This is a genomic window from Allonocardiopsis opalescens (assembly GCF_003002095.1).
GTDB classification, from domain to species: Bacteria; Actinomycetota; Actinomycetes; order Streptosporangiales; family Streptosporangiaceae; genus Allonocardiopsis; species Allonocardiopsis opalescens.
Window position 1 is genome coordinate 192,557 of record NZ_PVZC01000009.1, and the last position, 18,015, is coordinate 210,571.

An 18,015-nucleotide genomic window follows, 5' to 3' on the forward strand; every position below is an offset into this window, starting at 1 on the left:
TCACTCGGAGCGCTTGCTCCCCTGCCGGGACTTGGGCTCGTCGTTGACGTTCGCCGTCTGACCGGTGCTGGTCTGCCCGGCGACGGTGTAGGTCTCGTTGGGGTCGTCATCCTGGACGGTGCCGTAGTACCCGTGCTCGGTGCCCTCGGCGGGCGGGACGACCTTCTCGGTCGGCTTCTTGTCGGCCATGCCGGTCTCCTCTACCTTCGCTCGACGGTGACGCGGACGATGCCGCCGGGGTCGGCCATGCCGGTGCCGTTGGGAACGGACCGCCACTGCAGGGTGTCCCCGGCCGCGAGGTTCAGGTTGGCGGCGGTACCCGACAGGGTCAGGTCCCGGTCGTCGTTGGCGGCCGCGTTCGTGCCGGACCCGAACGTGAGGGTGGCCACGGTGGTCGAACCCGCCCCGTCGGCGCCCTTGTTGACCAGGGACACGGCGCGGTTGTTGGTGGCGGCGCCGGTGATGGCGGCCTCGGGCACGTACTCCACCGAGGTGACGGTGCAGTCGAACGGGGCCTGGCCGATCACGGTGTCGTCGGTGGCGCCGGCGGTGGACACCGCCGGGACGTCGGCTTCGATGACCCGCTGCAGCGGGGCTGCGTCAGCCATGGTCGGACTCTCCTCAGTAGGTCAGGACGGCGGCCGGGTACCGGGTCGCCTCGGTGGGCTGGTCGTTGTTGATGGTGTTGGCGACCTGCCAGCCGAACCGCGCCTTGATCCGCAGCGCGACCATGTCCTGCTGGGCGAGGTTGTATACGATCGCGCCGGTGTTGTCCTGGATGACGGCCTCGGTCAGCACCTTCAGGGTGATGTCCTGGCGGACGCCGACGATGAACTGGTTGGAGAAGTCGCCGGCGAGCAGCCGCACGTTGGAGCCCACGGCGCCGCCGGTGGGCCACTGGCCGCGCATCGGGTAGGCGATGGGGAGTCCGTCCAGGGTGGCCAGGTCGGCCGAGACGCGGCCGGCGTCGGTGCGCTGGCCGGTGGTGTCGCGGGCGGCGCGCAGCAGGCGCCGCGCGGAGCGGGCCGCGGCGAAGCCGGTGACGTCGTAGCCGTCCTCCTCCACCTCGGCGATCAGGTTGTCCAGGTCGCCCATCACGCCGCCCTGGGCGGCGGTGGCGGTGCCCTCGGCGACGTCGTTGCCGGCGGCCAGTGCGGCGGCCACCACGTTGGTGGGGAAGCTCGCGGGTGCGTTGGTGCCGAAGAACACCGCGCTGTCGAGGGTGCGCGCGAACGCCTCTTCGATGTAGGGCATCACCTCGTCCCAGATGTCGAGTTCCACGTCGTCCACGACGTTCTCGGGCACCGGGACGATGGTCGCGATCTCCTCGATGTTCATGAACTTGTTGGTCCAGGCGACCTCGGTGGTCTGCTTGAGGCCGGTGTCGCCGGTCACCCAGTAGGCCACGGGCAGGGCCGACAGGACCGGGAACCGCACGGCGTTGCGGCTGACCGGCACCCGCCGGAACAGCTGCAGGACCGCCGAGGACTCGGTGGCCTTGCCCAGCAGCTCCCGGGACACCTCCTCGGGGATGAGGGCTTCGGCGTCGCTGCGCGACGTGATGTTGTTGTACGGCACGGGTTACCTCCAAGTGTCCAGCGCAGCGGTTGCCGTGCCGCTGACGTGGCCTGTCAGTGCCGTCCGGCCGCCTGCCGGATCAGCGAGTTCATGTCGGCCGGGGCGGCTCCGCCGCGGCGGCCCTGGTCGGGGTCGGGGGTGGCGCGTCCGGCCACCCGGGTGAGGGACTCGGCGAGCCGGGCGACGGCCTTGTCGTCGACGTCGCCGGCGTCGAGCAGCCGGGCCGGGTCCACGTGCTCCAGCAGCGGGGCCGCGTCGTCGGCCTTGATGCCGCGCTCGGCGAGCAGCGCCTTGACCTGGGTCATGGCCATGCGCCCGGCCCGCTCGGCGTCGGCCTGCTCCCGCTGCTGCATCTGCTCGCGCATCTCGGCGAGCTGCTGCTCCAGGGTCTTGGCGGCGTCGGCCGCGCCCTTGTTCTCCTTGGCGCGCGCCTCCCAGGTGCGGGCGTGCTCCAGGCGCTTCTTGATCTGCGCCGGTGTCAGCCCGGTCTCGGCGGCGAACTCCTGCCACGGCGAGGCGTCGAACGCGTCGCCCTGGCCCTGGCCGTCGCCGCCCGTTTCGGTGCCGGCGCCGGGCTCGGTGTCGCTCATGCGGTCTCTCCCGTTCCGGGATCGGTCGCGCCCCGTTGCGGGGCGCGGACGTCTACAGGTCGCCCGGGCCGGTGAAGCGGTCGCGCGGGCGGGCGAGCATCGGCCCCAGTTCGCCGTGCTCGCGGATCATCTCCACGGTGATGCTGCGGTAGTCCACCGCGCGGGCGCCGCGGTCGGAGGCCCCGGTCAGCTCCTCCACGGCCTCGTGCACCCGCTCCAGCAGCTCCGGGTCGATGACCTGGCCCGGGTCGGCGCCGAAGATGCCCGCGACCTCGCAGTCGCATCCGGGGTGGATCGGGTTCAGGTCCTCCACCCGGTAGCGCTGCGTGCTCGCCACGACGCACAGCCCGCAGTTCTCCGAGCCGACCAGGACCCGCCGCCAGAACCGGGGCCGGTCCGCCGCGGGGACGTCGACCGCCTCCATGGCGGCCTGCGCGGCGTGGGCGTAGGTCTGCTGCAGGTCGGCCTCGGCGATCTCGGCCAGCCGGGTCGCGCCCCGCTGCAGCGCCTCGTCCAGCTGCTCGCCGCGCCCCAGGTGCGTGTACACGGTCGCGAACGGCCGGTGGTACACCAGCTCCCCCGGCACGCCCCGCAGGTCCACCAGGACGTCATCGGGCAGGCCCGGCGGCGTGACCGGTACGCCCAGGGCGGCGGAGGCGAGTTCGGCGGTGCGGGCGGCCACCAGGGCGCCCATCATCTGCTGGGCGCCGTGCACCATCGGCACCGCCTGCGCGGCGAACTCCGCCGCCTGAGGCTCGTGCCAGGCCCCAAGGCTGCGAAACAGCGCCAGCAGCGCGTCGATCAGCTGCTCGGTGAGGCCGCGGCGCTGCGCGGCGAACTCCTGCGGCGTCACGACTCGGCCGGTTCAGCGCCGCCGCGGCCCGGGGTTGGCGCCGGTGCGGTGGGGCGCGGTGCGGCCATGGCGGTGCGCAGCGCGTCCGCGGCCATCTCGGTGCGCAGCTGGGCGATCTGCTGGGGGGAGTCGCCGATGCGCTCGGCCACGACCGGCAGCGGGTACCCGGCGCCGCGCAGCTTGGTGGCGTAGTCGGCGACCTGGGCAGGGTTGAAGTTCTCCGGGCGCGCCCACACCACCTCGGAGCTGGACAGGTCGCGGTCCAGACCCGCCACCTCGGCCATCAGCGCCAGCACCTCCTCCACGCCCTCGCCGAACCGGGCCGACGCCTGGCGGATCTTGGCGGTGTGGCCGGCGTCCAGCGCCATCACGGCGTCGGCACTGAGGTTCACCATGTCGCCCGGCAGGTAGTACACCGGGGTCAGCGTCACCGCCGCGAAGGCCCGCATGTCGGCCTCCACGGCGCGCAGCATCGTGGAGGTGTCGGTCTGGGGCAGCGACACCAGGCGGGGCTCGGGGTCGCCGGCCTCTCCGGGCGGGATGGTCCAGATCTGGTCGGCGCCGGGGTTGAACGGGGCCACCGGCAGCCCGGTCACCTCGTCCTCCTCCGGTGTGAAGTTCAGCAGCGCGTTCTGGCGGAACGCGGCGTAGCGGTCGGCGGTGAGCCGGTTGAGGAGGGTCAGGTTGTGCCGGTTCTGCACGTCGATGCCGGCGTCGAACTCGGCTGCGGGCTCCTCGCCCTCGTCGCCGTTGAGGAACGGCACCACCGGCACCTCGGGCAGGGACCGCCCCGACTCCTGGCGCGCCTCCCAGGCGTCGGGTTTGAACGACAGGCGGCGCGGGGAGGACCGGCGGTCCTCGGCGCGGGTACGCCAGTGGTGGCGCTCCCCGGGCAGGTACAGGGTGGCCATCCACCGCTTGAGGATCGGGTCGTGCCACAGCCGCAGCGCCGCCAGCCGCCGGGACGGGTCGGCGGGGTCGGTCTCCACGATCACCGTCTCGGGGCCCTCGATGGTGACCCGCGGCCGCTGCGCGTCGCGCGGGTCGACGCCCACGGTGACGTAGGCGGCGCTGACGCTGAGCGCCCTGCGCCAGATCCCCAGCTGCCGGGCGTCCAGCTTCGCCTGCTGCCACAGGCCCCACACCGGGTTGTCGGTGGCCGATCGGGCCGAGGCGTCGCGGTAGCCGATCACCTGCATCCGGTGCACCATCGACTCCACGGCCAAACGGCACAGGTTCGTGCGGGCCAGCCGCTGGAAGCGCCGGAACGCCTCCTTGTGCTGGGAGGGCCCGGCCGGCAGGTCGTGGTCGCCGTCGTAGTAGCGGCGCCAGTAGTCCACCTGGCGGCGCCGCGCCAGCAGCTTGGGGCCCAGGCGGCCCAGCCACTCCAGCGCCGACAGGTCATCGGACTCGGCCACGGCTCACCGCCCTCCTTCGTCAGAATCCGGCCGCGCGGCGGGTGCGTCGGGGCCGGTGCAGGCCGCGCGCCACCGCGTCGGAGCGGCACTCATAGGCGAGGACCGCCGCCATGGCCGCGTCGATCTTGCGCGGGCTCTTGGCGTACTCCTTGCCGATGGTGACGCCGACCTTCCCGGCCAGCCGCCGCCTCGCGTTGAGCACGTGGCGGGTCAGCACCGCGTCGGCGTCATGGCTGAGCCGCTTGGCCTCGTCGCGGTCCACGATCGCGTCATGGAGGCGCTCCACGGCCCGCACGATCAGGGTGGGCCGGTTGGTCCACCACTCCAGCGGGCGGGCCTGGGTGGCCTTGACGCGCATGCGCTTGCCGAAGGCGGACTGCCAGCGGTCCAGGTAGTCCTGCCAGTGCGCGGGGTCGGCGTACATGCCCACCACCTCGTAGCGGTCCACAGCGGCCATCACAGCGGCGTCCACGGCCTCGCGGTCCACCTGCCAGTCATCGCCGGCCGGGCCCGGCGGCTTCTCCCAGCAGCCCAGCAGGAACAGGTGCCCGTCGGACACCCGGCACCCCACCAGGGCGGTGGAGTCGTCGCGCACCGACCCGTCGAAGCCGAGCGTGATGCGCTCGCCGTCGGCCACGACCTTCGAAGCGTCCGCGCAGGCCGCCCACGCCGAGGCGTTCACCCATGCGTCCGACGCCGAGGTGCGGGCGTTGAGGAAGAAGCGGCGGGAGTCGTCGACCTCCTTGCGGGGGTCGTAGAACTCGTCCAGGATCGCCTCGACGTCGTTCCACTCCACCGCCTCGCCGAACGCCTCGGTGATGGCGGCGCGCAGCGCCTCTTCGGCGGTCAGGTCCTCGCATTCGCCCCACCGGTGGTCATAGACCAGCCGGTGCCGCAGCCGCTTGTACTTGCGGGTGCCGTCGGCGTTGAGCTCGGCGAGCTTCTCCGCGAACTCGTAGGTGGACTCCGCCACCGACTCCTCGCCGGGGGCGAACATGGTGGTGGTCTCCAGGAACCAGGTGCCCGCGTTCTTCTTGCGCTTGCGCAGGTTCCGGGTGACGGTGGCGTACATCCGCCGCAGCTCCGGCGTGTTGTACAGGTGGGACTCGTCGAAGACCACGAAGGTCTCCTTGCCGCCGTCCTTGCTCGCCGAGGAGGCGGTGGACGGGGTGATCTCCCCGCCGCCCGGCAGCAGGATGCGGGTCAATCCGACCTCGTGCCGGGAGCACACCCCCGACAGCGGGGTGCCCTCGTCGGGGTCGAGGTTGAAGTGGACGGAGTCGTAGACGTTGCCGGTCTGGCCCTCCTCGGTGGCCATGATCCGGATGTAGGGGGTCTGGACCGGGCGGCCCATCGGCTCACCCGGTTCGTAGACGTAGGTGAAGCCCGCCCCCCACGGGTCGGTGTAGACCTCGCCGCCGTCGGCGAAGCCCGCGAACCGGCACGGGCCGAGCGCCTCGAACAGGCTCAACCGCGCGCCCAGGCCGGACTTGTCCGCGCCCTTGGGCCTGCTGAAGAAGGCGCTGTCGTACAGCAGCCTTCCATGCTCGTCGAGCGCGTAGCAGTCGGCCACGAAGCCCGAGTACTCGTCGCCGTGGCGCACCGGCTGCCCCTGCACGTCGCCGGGGCCGTGGACGACGAAGTACTCCATCCACGCCAGCGCCAGCCAGCCCAGCGACCTCAGCCGGTCGTGGGCGGGCGAGCGCACCAGGGTGCGCGGCACCGGTTCACCCCGACAGGCGGGAGCGCCGCGAGGCGATGTCGGTGACCGACCCCCGCGGCTCGGCCGCGTCCGGCGGCGCGTCGGAGGGGACCTCCACGGTGATGCGCAGCCGCATCCGGTCCTCGGGGGTGGCGCCGAACTTCGCGGCGCGCAGCCGCAGCTCGCTCGCGAACTCCCAGCGGCCCTTCGTCCACATCACGTGGTGCATCAGGGCGGTGTCGAGCAGGAAGTCCCAGTCGGTGTCGGTGAACGTCTGGGACTGCGCCGAGCGGCGCCAGGTCGACCACCACGCCCGGGTGCGCGGGTGCCAGCTCTCACCGTCGGGCACCACGTCGTCGGGCAGGTCGGGGCCGCGCAGCTCGCCGTCGGCGGCCACGGCCGTCATCTCCGCGGCCCTGCGTTCGGTGTCGCGGCGCCTGGAGCGGGTCGCCTTGGGGGCGAAGCCTTGGCCGGCCATCACTCGCTCCGGGCGTTGTTCAGGTGCCGAAGCTCGTCCTGGACGACCCATTCCGGATCGTCGTCGTGGGGCAGCTCGACCCGGAAGGGGAAGGCCAGGACGGCCGCCGCGGCGGTGTCCTCCATCAGGCCCTTCCGCCGCTGAACCACCCACTGCACCTCGTCGTCGGTCAGCAGGTCGAAGACCAGGGCGTGGACGTGGGTGCCGCCCTGGTCGACGCCGAGGCTCATGCTGCGCAGTCGCGCCATGGTGTTCACTCTCCCGTTTCGGGACGCGCACGGCCCCGTTCCGGGATCGTGCTAGGTCAACAGCCAGCGGATGACGCCGGACAGGTCCCCCAGGACCGACGGCGCGCCGCCGTGCGGGCGGCCGGTCACCGTGATGTAGCGGCCCGCGCCGTAGATCTCAGCCTTGCCGCCGCCGCGGCGCAGCCGCCGCCCCCGCGCCACCTCGCCGCGGCCCCACACGTGCAGGCCGCGCCCGCTGGGCGAGACCTCGACGTAGGTGGGCGGGCAGCGCCTCAGCAGGGCGGTGGCGAGCGGCGACAGGGCACCGCCGGCGTCCAGGCAGTCGTCCAGGTCGATGCACACGATCCCGTCGCCGTCCAGGACGAACCCCCGGCGGGGTCGGGACCGCACCGTGCTGAAGCGGGACCAGGTGGCCGGGTCGGTCACCGACGCCGGGGCGCCGCCGGGGGTGCGGGGCGCCTTCGCGGCGTCGTGGAGGACCCACCGGTCGCGCTCGCGCAGCTCGGCGGGGACCGTCGAGGCGCGCCGGGCGCGGGACAGGGCCATGCGGCACCGGTTGGAGCAGGTCGTCGTCTGCGCCCGCCGGGTTCCGCCCAGGGGGGCGCCGCAGCGGGGGTTCGCGCAGGTGCGGGACATGCCCCCATACTACCCCGCGTGTTACAGTTTAGGCGATCTACCTGCACAGATGCCGGGGTCACGATTCGGTGGAGCGCTCAGGCGCATCAGGCTGGGCGGGGGTGCGGATCACCCCGGCCGACGGCCCGCAGACGTTCCCGTGGGCGCCTCCGGCACTCCCGGGGAGGGTTCGGCCAGAGTCGTGCGCACCGCGAGGACCAGCACTTCTTCGGGCGGCCCTACCCCCGGGAGGGGGAGGCTCCCCCACCCTGACCAGCGCAAACGTCACGCCAGCCCAGGATGTGCCTCGGGGGGGCGCCGCGTGGTGGGGTTCCGGCGCGCGGCCGCCCCCTCGGCCGAGGACTTGCGTGCGTGGTGCCAGCGGCACAGCGCTTGGAGGTTCTCGGGGCGGTGGTCGTGCCGGTCGCCGATGTGGTCGACCTGGTTGGCGTGCGCTCCGCACCGCTGCCCGTCGGTCCTCCACTGGCAGGCGTACCCGTCGCGCTGGAGGATGGCGGGGCGGATGCGGCTGTACCAGTCCGTGGGAAGTTCGGCCCTGCGGGTGCTGGTGTCCCATGCCATCGGCGCCCCCTGTGCGCGTGAGCCTTGGGCTGGTGCCCGCCGCACCGCACGAGGGGAGACGGCGCGGCGGGGGTTTCAGGGCCCGCCGCCGTTCCGGAGTTGCACCGGTGCTGGCCAGCTGTGCGCGGCACTCCCGCGTGCCGGCGGCGTCCCCGTCCGTGGGCGGACATGACGAAGGCCCCGAGGGAGCGTCCTCGGGGCCTTTCGACTGCTCACGCCATTTGATCACATGATGGCGTTTCACTGGGTGGAACGCAAGTCGATCAGTCGAGTGTGGGGACAGTCGCAGTGTCCACCCACCATGCATCGTGGCCTGTGCCCTCACGGTGCGTGCTGGCCCACCGGCCGCGCTCGGCTGGTGAGTTGAACGGGATCTCGGTACCGCGAGGGAGCGCGCCGTCGGCGTCAGGCGGCGTGCACACGCGGCACCAGAGCAGGTAGGCCGTTCCGCTCACGGTGCCTCGCTTCCGATGCTCGGCAGCAGGGTGGAGGTGTCCTCCACCCATGCCCGGTAAGGCTCGATCCCGGCGGCCCGAAGCGCCTCGACGGCTCGCTCCATGGTGCGCTCGGCTTCTTCTGGGGTGTCGCCGGCGCCGGTGATGGCGATGTGCAGGATGCTCACGGCCGCCACCGCACCGCATTCGCGATCACGGACCACGACGTCGCCAGGACGCGTACCGACCGCGACCGTGCCGAGGGCGCCCGGTGAACCTCATCCGCCGCTGCCAGCACGACCGCGATCGCCGTGACGGCCACTGCGGCGACGATGGCGATCTCCATCTCGCTCATACCCTCTCCTCTGTTCGTCCTTCAGTCTGGCGCACCAGTCCGGCGACGTCGCCGACCCGGTATCTGGTCTGTCCGTCGGCGCTGCGGTGGGCGGTGAGGCGTCCGCGTGCCACCCAGGTGCGCAGGGTCGCGGCGGTGACGCGGCCGCGCAGCGCGGTGACGGCGCGGACGACTTCGCTCGCGGTGCCGAGGTAGTCCTCGGCCTGCTCCAGCAGCGACGCCCGGACGGCGCCCACCTCCCATTCCTGGCCGCACGGCGCGCACCGCACCCAGGCGGCGCCAGGACGGGCGTACAGGTCCGTGCCGCAGGCGGTGCAGCGCCCGGCGTACCAGCGCTCGCCCGGCCGGTCCACGGCCCTCCAGGCGCCCCTCAGCCGCTCGGTGATCTCGTCGTGGATCTCGGCGGCCGCCGGGTGCGTCTGGATGCGGGCGGTGCGCTCGGCCAGCCAGGTGGCCATGGCGCCCAGCGTGTCGGCCGGCCATCCCTGGGCGCGGATGCGGGCGCACTCCAGGTGCAGGCACGCCGCGCACGCGGGGCCGTGCAGGGTCGGCGGCTCGGCCTCCATGAGCACCCGCACCCAGCCCACCAGCGCGGCCCTCAGTGCGTGCTCGGCGTCGCTCGCGGCGAGGTTCACCGCGAGCGGCTGCTCGGCGCCGCGACGGCCGCCGGTGCCCGCGCCGATGCGGTCCTGGCGCGTCACCGTGGTGCGCAGCTCGGCGGCCAGGGCGCCCACCCGGCGCAGCGCGGCCCGCAGGCCGTCGGCGCACCGGTGGCACAGCTCGGTGGTGTGCACGGGCCGGTCGCACCGCTCGGCCGCGCACAGGCGCTCGGTGCGGTTCACCGGCGCCCCCCGAACGCCTGAGCGAGGAGCTGGTGGTGCAGCTCCACCGCCATGGCCTCGGCGGCCGTCGCGCTCCAGCCGTCGCGCTCCAGCTTGCGGCGGTAGCCCAGGGCGTGCTCGTCGATGGGCGCCACCAACTCGGCAACGTTGTGCATGCCCTCGGCCACCTCGGCGGCCGCCCGGGTGATCTCGTCCCGGTCAGGTCGGTCGGCCACCGCGCACCTCCCGGGCGTACTGGGCGACTATGGAACCCAAGATCTCGATTGCCGCCGGACGCGCCGTGGTCGTCTGAGCCGTGGCCGGCGCCTGCCCGGCGATCTCCGCCAGGTCGCCGCGCGCCATCGTGTCCCACCCGCACCAGATGTTGGCGTACTGCGAGTACAGCGCCGGGTTGCGGCAGCTGGCGCGGGTGCCGTTGCGGTAGAAGCGGATATTGGCCTGGCCGACCCCGGAGGTGAAGCCCGCGCTCCACTGCCCGTTGGCCAGCGTCTCGTCCAGGTGCACCCATCCCGACAGGATCGGCAGGGTGCGCCCCTCGGCGTCGCGCTGGAGGTGCACCACCAGCTGCCCGGAGTCGTCCACCGACAGGTGCGTGACGCCCACCGCGATGTGGGACTCGTTGTGGTGGATGCGCGGCATCCGGCCCGACACGTCGTCGAAGCGGATGCACACCCGGTGGCGGTAGATCGGCAGCGTGGGGCTGGCGGCGATGATCATCGAGTGGGCTCCTCGGTGGCGCGGTGGGTGGCGGCGTGCTGGCGGGCGCCCTCGCGGGTCTGGGTGGGTCCGTCGTAGCCCAGCTCGACGGTCAGGCAGCGGGCGCAGCGGAAGCCAGAGCCACTGACCTCGATCCAGTCGGGCAGTGGCTCCTCGCCCGGTGGCGTCTCGGTGGTCGGGGGCGCCATGAGCGCCCGGGCATCGGCGCACGGCCATGGCACACGGTCGCCGTTCTCGTCGTGGCAGGTGGAGCACACCTCGGCGCACCCTGGGCACCACACCGGAGCGCCGTGGTCGGGGATGCACGGGAGCCCCGAGGGGATGGCATGGTGCAAATCGCGGAGGGCGTCCCTCGCCTCCGGCGGGGTCCACCCGAGCCGCACCAGCAGCTCCTGGGTGGCGTCGGGCAGGTGGACGTCGGCCGTGCCCTCGATCTCGGCCAGGTCCAGCGCCAGCACGTCGAGGGTGAGGCGGGGGGCGTCTCCGGGCTCGGCGGTCAGCGCCAGGCCCGAGATGATGTCGCGGGGCACCTCGGCGCCGTCGATGGTGATCCGGGCGTCGTCGTATCCGGGGGCGAGGCCGGTGATGCGGATCTGGTGGGCCATGGGTCAGTGCTCCTCGGGGTCGATGAGGTCGGCGGCTTCGAGGACGTTCTCGTGCGAGCCGTACTCGGGTGCGTTCAGGTCACCGGCGGCGGCCGCCGCGCGGATGCGGTCGGCCAGGTCGTGGGCGATGGCGCGGCGGACGTCCTCGGCGGGCGCACCGAGGACGCGGCGGACGGGCGGCCCGGCGTGGGTCGCCTCGTGCTCGGCGACTGCTTCGGTGATGTCGGGCCACCGGTCGTCGTGGTCGAGGTCGATGCGGTGGCCGCAGCCGCACCCCCAGTACGGCGTCGGGATGATCAGGCGCATCATGCGGGGACCTCCTGGTCGCCGAGGTCGAGCACGCCCTGGGCGAAGCGCGCCACGGCGAGGTCGTGGTACCTCGGGTTGATGTCGATGCCGATGTAGTTGCGGCCCAGGCGGCGGGCCGCGTCCCCGGTGGTGCCGGAGCCGCTGAAGGGGTCGAGCACGGTGCCGCCCGGCTTGCAGCCGGCGGCGATGGCGCGCAGCGGCAGCGCCAGCGGGTAGGGGGCGGTGTGCCCGTGGGAGGCCGCCGCGCGGTCGGTGCCGATGGTCCACACGTCGGTGTCGGATCCGGGCGCCGACCGGTCGTAGTGGTAGCGCGGCCCGGCGGCGAGCAGGTAGATCCGCTCCGTGCTGCGGCCGGGCCGGTCGTGCGCGGTGGGCTCGGGCTGGGCGCCGGGGCGGCGCCAGATGATCTCTGCCCGCAGCGTCCACCCGTCCGCCTGGAGGGCGATGGCGACCCGGGCGGGGATCATGAGCAGGCTCTTGCGGGGGTAGCCGAGCCCGGAGCGGTCCAGCGGCCGGACCGCGTCCCAGCGGCGGGCGCGCTGGGAGCGGTCCGCGCCCACGGGCGCGCCCTTGGCGGAGTAGTAGGAGTCGCCGAGGTTGAGCCACAGGGTGCCGGCCGGGTCGAGCACGCGGCGGACCTCGGCGAAGACGGCACGCAGCCGCTGCACGTACTCGTCCGGGGTCGCCTCCAGCCCGTACTGGCCCTCGGCGCCGTAGTCGCGCAGCCCGTAGTAGGGCGGACTGGTGACGCAGCAGTCCGCGGAGGCGTCAGGGAGGGTGCGCAACTGCTCCAGCGCGTCACCGAGCAGGAGGGTCACCTGCTCGTCGGCGAAGTAGGTGCTCACCCCTCACCGCCCGGGGCGGGGGTGCGCACCGGGGCGGCGGGTCCGCCGTAGCGGATGTGGATGTCGTCCTGGTGCAGCCCGGTGTGTCCGGCGTCCAGGGTGCAGCTCCACGGCTTTCCGCCGGCCAGGGGGGTCCAGGTCGCGCCGCAGCGCGCCGGGTCCTCGGCGGCCCGGTGCGCCTGGGCCAGGGCGCCGCGCAGCCGGTCGAGCTCCCGGTCGCGGCTGGCGATCCGGTGGTGCAGCTCCTCGAGGGCTGTCATCGCGCGCTGCCAGTGGGTGGCGTCGGTGGGGTCGACGTCGGCGTCGGACTCGCCGAGCAGGGCGGCGAGGGTCAGGCGCATCCGGCCGTAGGCGGCGCCCGCGACGAGGGACACGTCCCGGCGGCCGGCGGCGGTGAGGATGGCTTCGGCGAGCCGGGGCGCCGTGGACGCGGTCACGGTGACGACGTACTCCTCGAGGCGGGGATCGTCGCCGCCGCCGATCCAGACGTAGGCCCGGCCGTCCCTGCTGGCGCTGGCGATGACGCCGAGGGTGTCGCCGTCGGGGTCGGTGTGGATGTAGGGCTTGGTCACGGTGTCGGGTCCTCTCCGGGGATGGGGCCGCCGTGGATGGCGGCGCGTGCGGCGGCGGCGCGTGCGTGCACGGTGGCGTCGTCGGCGCGGCGGCGGGGGTCGGGCTGCGTGGTCATGAAGCGCGGGCCTTCGCGGCGAGGTGGTCGACGGCCTCCTTCATCCCGGGCTCATGTCCCAGGGCGGCGGCCACCTCCTTGCGGATGCGCTTGCCGCGCTTGACCCAGGAGTCCGGCAGGGTCATCCCGGGCTCGCCCTGGGCGGCCTGGCGCTGCCACTCGGCGCGGACGGTCTCGGGCGGCATGTCGATGAGCAGGGCAACGGCTTCGTGGGAGAGCACCGGCTCCCCGTCGATCAGCGTGTAGAGCGGCTGGTTCGCCATGTGTTCGGCTCCGTTCAGAAGAGGGTGGGCGGGCTGGTGCGGGGGCATCGGTGGGCGCGCAGCACGGGGCCGTCGCGGGGTCGGGCGCGGCGGTGTTCGTCGCGGTATTCGAGGTAGGTGCGGGCCGGCCAGGTGAGGAAGACGGCGTCGTAGGTGGATCGCCCTTCGGCCACCGCCTGCTCCTCGGCCGCGGCGTCCAGCGGCACCGGGTCGACGCGGATGTCGACGCCGTCGGCGTGGGCGCGCAGCACCCAGGTGTCGCAGCGGACGCACAGCCGCGGCTCGGCGGGGGTGGTGTAGAGGGTCACGGTCAGCCTCCGGGGATGCGGAGTGCGGCGCGAAGGTCGGCGAGGGTTCCCCGGATCTCTCCGGTATCGGGGTCGATGAGGTCGTCTCCCGCCGCGGTGAGGGGGCGGCCGGTGGCGCTGTCGACGACCGATCCGTCGACGACGGCGACGGGGTTGGAGGGGTCGAGTTCGCCGCCGGGTCCCGGGTCGGGGCGAGTGAGTGCGCCAGTGCGCCGCCCCCCTTTAGGGGGGCGCACTGGCGCACTCGCCCCCGACTGCGCTGGCGCACTCTCGGCGCACTGGCGCACTGAGTCTGTGACCTGGGGATTCAGTGCGCCGGAGGGTCGGCGCACTGGCTCGCTAGGAGCGGCGATTAGACCAATTTCGCTCGGCGCACTGGCGCACTGGGCGCCACCTGCGGAAACAGTGTTTAGACCAATTTGGTCGGCGCACTCGTCGGCGCACTGAATCGGGTGGCTCGGCGCACTCGCCGGCGGGGTCGGCAGGAGCCCGGCGGCGCCGTCCCGCCACGTCTCGTCGACGCTGTGGAGGACGGACCGGCGGGGCCCCGGCGCGGTGCGGATCTGCCCCTCGGCGACGGCCCGCTTGAGGGCGGCGCGGACGTCGGCGCGCTTGAACTCCTCGCCGAGTTCGTCCTCGATACTGCGGCCGGACAGGCCGGGTCGGGTGGCGAGCAGCTCCACGATCGCCTCGCGGGCGCCGCGCAGGGCCGCCCCGGCGCGGGACCCTCCAGTGAGGGTGAGGCGCCGACTCGCGGGGTCGAAGGCGAGGGCGGACTCGGGCACGTCGACGTCGCGGCCGTAGGCGGAGAAGTAGCGGGGCGCGGACGGGTCGTCGGCGCCGCCTTCGGTCTTCTCGCGGACCAGGCGCCATTCGACGTCGGGCCAGTCGCGCAGCCGGGACGCGCCGCGGCTGCGCTCGCCGCTGTGCCCCATGTGGTGGACGACCACGGCCTCGGCGACCCCGGCTTCGCCGAGCAGCTCGTCGAAGGCGACCAGCAGCTGCCCGGCCTCCTTGTCCTCGCTCAGCCCCAGGGCGTCGAGGAGGGGTGCGAGGCAGTCCAGGATGACGACCTCGGCGCCGGCCGCGCGCAGGGCGGCGGCCCACTGGGTGCGCACCTGCGGGTCGAGGATGTCGAAGCTGCTGAGCTTTCCGCGCAGGGACAGGACGGCGGCGCGGTCGGGGTTGGCGATGCCCTGGTCGCGGAGCCAGGCGCGGATCATCCGCTCGTCGAGCTCGTCGTCGATGACGACGACGCGCCGCTCCTCGGCGAGGGGTTCGACGGTGAAGCGGCCGAGGAACGGGTCGCCGTCGACGAGGGACCGCACGAGGTTGCCGACCATGGTGGTCTTGCCCGCCTTGAACTGCGCGGCGAGCATCGCGCGTCCACCGAGCGGCCACAGCCCTTCCAGGCGGTAGCGCTGGGGCGGGTCCTCGATGGCGAGGAACTCGTTCAGCGCGGTTATGCGGGGCGGCTCGGCGGGGCGCTGGCGGGCGCGCAGTCGGCGCTTCGCCTCCTCGCGCACCTCCAGTTTCAGCGCCTCTTCGGCGATCATCCGCTCGCGGGTGAGGCGCCGCGCCTCTTCGGCGGTGGCGGCCTGGGGGTTGAGGTGGTGGACGGTGGCGAGTGCGCCGTCGGTGCTCGGCGCACTCGGCGCACTGGGTGCGGGGGGCGCGATGAGGTCGCTGAGGTCGCGCTCAGCGGGGGCGCGCTCCTCGATGCCTTCGGCGAGTTCGGCCATCTGGGCGGGGGTGGCGGCGCGCGCCTGGGCGATGGCCCAGGCGAGGATGCCGCCGAACTCCGCGCGCGCCCACGAGGCCGACAGGACCCGTTCCACACCGTCGCGGCTGCGGGAGGTGGCGTCGACGAACAGCGCGCACAGCGCCTCGGCGGCAGAGCGCGCCGGGTACATCCCGGCGCGGGCCTCGCGCATGGCGTTGGCGCACGGCAGCAGCATCGAGTCGTGGCGGGACCGCCCGGCGGCCACGTCGGCGGTGAACCGTGCGGTGATGGCGCGCAGCAGCGCGGGGCGCTCGGCTCGGGTGTGCTCGGCGAGGAACTGGGTGACCTCGGGGTCGGTGGCGGCGTCGGCGGATTCGGAGGCGTCGCGCAGCCGCTCGGCGAGCGCCGGCGGCAGGGCGGGCAGCGGCCCGGTGCGCACCCAGGCGTACCGGCCGCCGTCGTCAGCCTTGGCGTGGACGCTCGGCGCGACGACGATGATGCCGTTCTTGCCGCGCACCTCCCCCCAGCCGCCTTCGAACCCCGCCGCACTGTTGCCGAACATGCGCCCGGGGGGCACCTGGAACAGGTGGTGGCCCCGGCCCTGGACACCCTCGCGGGTGGACTGGTGGGGCGCGCCGGCGCCGGCGAGCGCCGCGGCGAGGTCCGGCGGCAGAGCGGCCGGGTCGTCGACGTCGAAGGCGACCGCGCCGCTGCGGCCGACGTGCAGCGCGAGGGCGTGCGGCTCCAGCAGGAACCAGTCAGCGATCACCTGCGGGTCGCGGCTGCTCTTCGCCGGCCACCCCTTGCCCAGCACCGACCCGGGGTGCTTGGTGCCGGGGTCGACGGGCAGCACGTACCAGCCGGCGGCGGCGTAGGCGAGCGCCGCGGCGATGACTCCGCCCTCGGGGTCGAGGTCGGGGATGGACAGGGTCACGAACGCCCCTGCCTGGGCGCGAGCGGGTCGGTCACGGTATCTCCCCCGAGATCGGTTGCGGATCGGTCTGGGCGCCCGCCCCGGGCGTTGCACCCGGGGCGCCGGCGTGGGTACCGGGCGGGCTGGCGGGGCCGTCAGAACGGCGGCTTCGCGGCCTGCTGCTGTGCCTGGGCGGCGAGCAGCTGCTGGATCTGCTCGGGGGTGAGGGCGCTCAGGTCCGGCGCGGCCTGGGCGACCGGCGCGGCGGGCGCCGGTGCGGGCGCCGCCTGCGGTGCGGGCGCGGCGGGGGGTGCCGCCGGAGTGCCGACCGCGAGCAGGTCGGCGGCCGAGGCGGCGGCGGGCGGGGTGTAGGCGACGCTGTAGAACTTCGGCGGGTTCATTCCACGCCCCGGCACCTCGCCGTCGCCGGTGTAGGTGACGGACAGGACTCCGCCGACCTCCAGCCCCTTCGCCCCGGCGGAGCGGATGGCCTGCCTGGTGGCGGCGAGCATCTTGCCCTTGACGTAGACGGCCCGCTGGCCGTCGTCGTGCGGGTCCTCGGGGTCGCGCTCGCTCGTGGCCAGGACGACCTTCAGCTGCTGCATCGGCTTGCCGTCGTCCCAGGTCTTCAGCGCGCCGGTCTTCAGATCGCGCTGCTGCTGGACTTCCGGCGTCATGGTGATCGCTCCGGACACGGTGGTGCCGACCGTCGGGAACTTCGCCGACGGGATGCCGCCGCCCATCAGGAAGTCGTCTGCGCTGCTCATGGTGTGATGTGCTCCTTATGCGATGAGTGATTCGATGGGTGCGCGGCGGGTGACCGCGCCGGGCTCGCTCGGGCAGCCGAGCGAGAGATCGGATGAGGCGGGCCGGTACCAGTCGCAGTAGGTGCAGGCGTGCGACGGGGCCTTGGGGAATACGGCCCACATGGCGGGGTTGGCCTCGGGGTCGACGGTGAGCAGCGCCTCGCGCACGGTGGCGACCCGCTCCAGGGCGTCGAGGGCGAGCTGCCGGTCGTAGGGGGCGGTCCACACGTGCAGGTCCTTCATCGCGCCGCCGCGCGGCCAGAACGCGATCGCCACGTTCTTCGGGGTGCGGCCCGCGTTCTCCCAGCCGAGCCCGTAGCAGTGGATCTGCACGATGTACTGGCGGGACGGCCCCTTGGACCGGTAGGTCTTCAAGCTGGAGGGTCCGACGAACTTGTGATCGAGCACCGTGTCCGACGGCACGTGGTAGGCGTCGCACGATCCCGACAGGCCGGAGGCGACGTGCACCCGCTCCTCCAGCAGCCAGGTCCCGGGCGCCTGCTCGTTGACCCGCTCCAGAGCGGCCTGGGTGGCCGCGTGCGCCGCGGTGCCCACGAAGCTCGGCAGCGGGTCTCCGGCGGCCGCCGACTTCGGCCAGTCCAGCAGGGTGCGGGCGAGGCGCTGCGTGCACTCCAGCCCCACCTGGCTCGGGCCGATCTCCGCCTGCAGCGACCGCGGGTAGTTCGCGGCGGCGTCGCGCACCGCGCCCTGGAGCAGGTCGGTCAGTTCCACTCCGAGGCCGTTCTTCACGCCGCACCGTCCCCGGGGAGCGGGTCGCCGTACCCGGCGGCGCGCAGCACGGGCACCAGCTGGCCGAGGTGCAGGGTCGCCGGCCACAGGTCGACGCTGGCCAGGCCCATGCCGTCGGGCCGGTGCACGACGATCGGCAGGCCGCCCCCGGTGCCGGCGGCCTGCCGCAGCCACGCCATGAGGCTGAGGTCGCGGCGCGCCTTCACCTCGATGTCCAGCCCCGGCGTGCCGAGGATGTCCACGCCGCCCCGTCCCGCTCCGGCGTCGGTGGCGTAGCCCCAGCCGTTCTCGGCCAGGTAGGCGGCGACGGCGCGCTGGGTCTCGGCGCCGCGGCGCTTGCGGTGCGTGGTCACAGGCACCTCCATATCTGTACGTACCGTAACGAGAGTTGAC

26 protein-coding genes are annotated in these 18,015 nt (G+C 73.7%); all 26 read right to left on the minus strand.

Annotated elements, in window-relative coordinates; translation table 11 throughout:
* Complete coding sequence (locus tag CLV72_RS32435; protein ID WP_170141122.1) at nt 1-189, minus strand: hypothetical protein; 189 nt, start codon at nt 187-189, stop codon at nt 1-3.
* Between the two features lie 11 nt (nt 190-200).
* Complete coding sequence (locus tag CLV72_RS26630) at nt 201-608, minus strand: hypothetical protein (RefSeq protein WP_106251766.1); 408 nt, start codon at nt 606-608, stop codon at nt 201-203.
* Nucleotides 609-621: 13 nt separating this feature from the next.
* A complete protein-coding gene (locus CLV72_RS26635) occupies nt 622-1,578 on the minus strand; it encodes a phage major capsid protein (protein ID WP_106251769.1) in 957 nt (318 codons plus the stop codon).
* A gap of 53 nt (nt 1,579-1,631) precedes the next feature.
* The gene (locus tag CLV72_RS26640) at nt 1,632-2,168 is read right to left on the minus strand and encodes a hypothetical protein (RefSeq protein WP_106251772.1); all 537 of its coding nucleotides are present in this window, start codon (nt 2,166-2,168) and stop codon (nt 1,632-1,634) included.
* Nucleotides 2,169-2,220: 52 nt separating this feature from the next.
* Complete coding sequence (locus CLV72_RS26645; protein ID WP_106251774.1) at nt 2,221-3,021, minus strand: hypothetical protein; 801 nt, start codon at nt 3,019-3,021, stop codon at nt 2,221-2,223.
* Nucleotides 3,018-4,439 carry a phage portal protein gene (locus CLV72_RS26650; protein ID WP_106251776.1) on the minus strand — a complete coding sequence of 474 codons (1,422 nt, stop codon included), beginning with the start codon at nt 4,437-4,439 and terminating at the stop codon, nt 3,018-3,020. Before CLV72_RS26650 ends, CLV72_RS26645 begins: the two co-directional genes overlap by 4 nt.
* A 19-nt stretch (nt 4,440-4,458) precedes the next feature.
* Nucleotides 4,459-6,162, minus strand: a complete 1,704-nt coding sequence (locus CLV72_RS26655; RefSeq protein WP_106251778.1) for a terminase — start codon at nt 6,160-6,162, stop codon at nt 4,459-4,461.
* A 4-nt stretch (nt 6,163-6,166) separates the two neighbouring features.
* Nucleotides 6,167-6,619: a phage terminase small subunit gene (locus tag CLV72_RS26660; protein WP_211303132.1), complete on the minus strand. Its 453-nt coding sequence runs from the start codon at nt 6,617-6,619 to the stop codon at nt 6,167-6,169.
* Nucleotides 6,619-6,867 carry a hypothetical protein gene (locus CLV72_RS26665; protein WP_146159573.1) on the minus strand — a complete coding sequence of 83 codons (249 nt, stop codon included), beginning with the start codon at nt 6,865-6,867 and terminating at the stop codon, nt 6,619-6,621. The genes CLV72_RS26660 and CLV72_RS26665 overlap by 1 nt, the downstream gene beginning before the upstream one ends.
* 51 nt (nt 6,868-6,918) lie before the next feature.
* Nucleotides 6,919-7,503, minus strand: coding sequence for a bifunctional DNA primase/polymerase (locus tag CLV72_RS26670; protein ID WP_106251783.1), 585 nt, complete (start codon nt 7,501-7,503; stop codon nt 6,919-6,921).
* 264 nt (nt 7,504-7,767) lie between these two features.
* Nucleotides 7,768-8,064, minus strand: coding sequence for an HNH endonuclease (locus CLV72_RS26675; RefSeq protein WP_106251786.1), 297 nt, complete (start codon nt 8,062-8,064; stop codon nt 7,768-7,770).
* 451 nt (nt 8,065-8,515) lie between these two features.
* Nucleotides 8,516-8,686: a hypothetical protein gene (locus CLV72_RS32440; RefSeq protein WP_170141123.1), complete on the minus strand. Its 171-nt coding sequence runs from the start codon at nt 8,684-8,686 to the stop codon at nt 8,516-8,518.
* Entirely contained in the window at nt 8,683-8,853 is a 171-nt protein-coding gene (locus tag CLV72_RS32445) for a hypothetical protein (RefSeq protein WP_170141124.1), read from the minus strand. The genes CLV72_RS32440 and CLV72_RS32445 overlap by 4 nt, the downstream gene beginning before the upstream one ends.
* A complete protein-coding gene (locus CLV72_RS26685; RefSeq protein ID WP_106251794.1) occupies nt 8,850-9,695 on the minus strand; it encodes a DUF1922 domain-containing protein in 846 nt (281 codons plus the stop codon). The genes CLV72_RS32445 and CLV72_RS26685 overlap by 4 nt, the downstream gene beginning before the upstream one ends.
* Nucleotides 9,692-9,910 carry a hypothetical protein gene (locus CLV72_RS26690; RefSeq protein ID WP_106251796.1) on the minus strand — a complete coding sequence of 73 codons (219 nt, stop codon included), beginning with the start codon at nt 9,908-9,910 and terminating at the stop codon, nt 9,692-9,694. The genes CLV72_RS26685 and CLV72_RS26690 overlap by 4 nt, the downstream gene beginning before the upstream one ends.
* Nucleotides 9,894-10,412, minus strand: coding sequence for a hypothetical protein (locus CLV72_RS26695; RefSeq protein WP_106251798.1), 519 nt, complete (start codon nt 10,410-10,412; stop codon nt 9,894-9,896). Before CLV72_RS26695 ends, CLV72_RS26690 begins: the two co-directional genes overlap by 17 nt.
* Nucleotides 10,409-11,017, minus strand: a complete 609-nt coding sequence (locus CLV72_RS26700) for a hypothetical protein (RefSeq protein ID WP_106251800.1) — start codon at nt 11,015-11,017, stop codon at nt 10,409-10,411. The genes CLV72_RS26695 and CLV72_RS26700 overlap by 4 nt, the downstream gene beginning before the upstream one ends.
* A 3-nt stretch (nt 11,018-11,020) precedes the next feature.
* Entirely contained in the window at nt 11,021-11,326 is a 306-nt protein-coding gene (locus CLV72_RS26705; RefSeq protein ID WP_106251803.1) for a hypothetical protein, read from the minus strand.
* Nucleotides 11,323-12,171, minus strand: a complete 849-nt coding sequence (locus CLV72_RS26710; protein ID WP_106251806.1) for a DNA-methyltransferase — start codon at nt 12,169-12,171, stop codon at nt 11,323-11,325. Before CLV72_RS26710 ends, CLV72_RS26705 begins: the two co-directional genes overlap by 4 nt.
* Entirely contained in the window at nt 12,168-12,743 is a 576-nt protein-coding gene (locus CLV72_RS26715) for a hypothetical protein (protein WP_106251809.1), read from the minus strand. Before CLV72_RS26715 ends, CLV72_RS26710 begins: the two co-directional genes overlap by 4 nt.
* A gap of 112 nt (nt 12,744-12,855) precedes the next feature.
* Nucleotides 12,856-13,122 (minus strand): hypothetical protein, encoded by a 267-nt coding sequence (locus CLV72_RS26720; protein ID WP_106251811.1) that lies wholly within the window; start codon nt 13,120-13,122, stop codon nt 12,856-12,858.
* Nucleotides 13,123-13,136: 14 nt separating this feature from the next.
* Nucleotides 13,137-13,430 (minus strand): hypothetical protein, encoded by a 294-nt coding sequence (locus tag CLV72_RS26725; protein WP_106251814.1) that lies wholly within the window; start codon nt 13,428-13,430, stop codon nt 13,137-13,139.
* A 2-nt stretch (nt 13,431-13,432) separates the two neighbouring features.
* The gene (locus tag CLV72_RS26730; protein ID WP_170141125.1) at nt 13,433-16,087 is read right to left on the minus strand and encodes an AAA family ATPase; all 2,655 of its coding nucleotides are present in this window, start codon (nt 16,085-16,087) and stop codon (nt 13,433-13,435) included.
* A 134-nt stretch (nt 16,088-16,221) separates the two neighbouring features.
* Nucleotides 16,222-16,833, minus strand: a complete 612-nt coding sequence (locus tag CLV72_RS32450) for a hypothetical protein (RefSeq protein ID WP_170141126.1) — start codon at nt 16,831-16,833, stop codon at nt 16,222-16,224.
* 15 nt (nt 16,834-16,848) lie between these two features.
* Complete coding sequence (locus CLV72_RS32455; RefSeq protein ID WP_170141127.1) at nt 16,849-17,604, minus strand: hypothetical protein; 756 nt, start codon at nt 17,602-17,604, stop codon at nt 16,849-16,851.
* A gap of 14 nt (nt 17,605-17,618) precedes the next feature.
* Nucleotides 17,619-17,981 carry a hypothetical protein gene (locus CLV72_RS26735; RefSeq protein ID WP_146159574.1) on the minus strand — a complete coding sequence of 121 codons (363 nt, stop codon included), beginning with the start codon at nt 17,979-17,981 and terminating at the stop codon, nt 17,619-17,621.
* Nucleotides 17,982-18,015 lie beyond the last annotated feature (34 nt).

Excerpts from the sequence above, each read along its gene's own strand:
- CLV72_RS26670 (WP_106251783.1), bottom strand. The coding sequence starts at position 7,503 with ATGTCCCGCACCTGCGCGAACCCCCGCTGCGGCGCCCCCCTGGGCGGA.
- CLV72_RS26640 (WP_106251772.1), bottom strand. The coding sequence starts at position 2,168 with ATGAGCGACACCGAGCCCGGCGCCGGCACCGAAACGGGCGGCGACGGC.
- CLV72_RS32435 (WP_170141122.1), bottom strand. The coding sequence starts at position 189 with ATGGCCGACAAGAAGCCGACCGAGAAGGTCGTCCCGCCCGCCGAGGGC.
- CLV72_RS26705 (WP_106251803.1), bottom strand. The coding sequence starts at position 11,326 with ATGATGCGCCTGATCATCCCGACGCCGTACTGGGGGTGCGGCTGCGGC.
- CLV72_RS26630 (WP_106251766.1), bottom strand. The coding sequence starts at position 608 with ATGGCTGACGCAGCCCCGCTGCAGCGGGTCATCGAAGCCGACGTCCCG.
- CLV72_RS32445 (WP_170141124.1), bottom strand. The coding sequence starts at position 8,853 with ATGAGCGAGATGGAGATCGCCATCGTCGCCGCAGTGGCCGTCACGGCG.
- CLV72_RS26695 (WP_106251798.1), bottom strand. The coding sequence starts at position 10,412 with ATGATCATCGCCGCCAGCCCCACGCTGCCGATCTACCGCCACCGGGTG.
- CLV72_RS26720 (WP_106251811.1), bottom strand. The coding sequence starts at position 13,122 with ATGGCGAACCAGCCGCTCTACACGCTGATCGACGGGGAGCCGGTGCTC.
- CLV72_RS26700 (WP_106251800.1), bottom strand. The coding sequence starts at position 11,017 with ATGGCCCACCAGATCCGCATCACCGGCCTCGCCCCCGGATACGACGAC.
- CLV72_RS26675 (WP_106251786.1), bottom strand. The coding sequence starts at position 8,064 with ATGGCATGGGACACCAGCACCCGCAGGGCCGAACTTCCCACGGACTGG.
- CLV72_RS26660 (WP_211303132.1), bottom strand. The coding sequence starts at position 6,619 with ATGGCCGGCCAAGGCTTCGCCCCCAAGGCGACCCGCTCCAGGCGCCGC.
- CLV72_RS26665 (WP_146159573.1), bottom strand. The coding sequence starts at position 6,867 with ATGGCGCGACTGCGCAGCATGAGCCTCGGCGTCGACCAGGGCGGCACC.
- CLV72_RS32450 (WP_170141126.1), bottom strand. The coding sequence starts at position 16,833 with ATGAGCAGCGCAGACGACTTCCTGATGGGCGGCGGCATCCCGTCGGCG.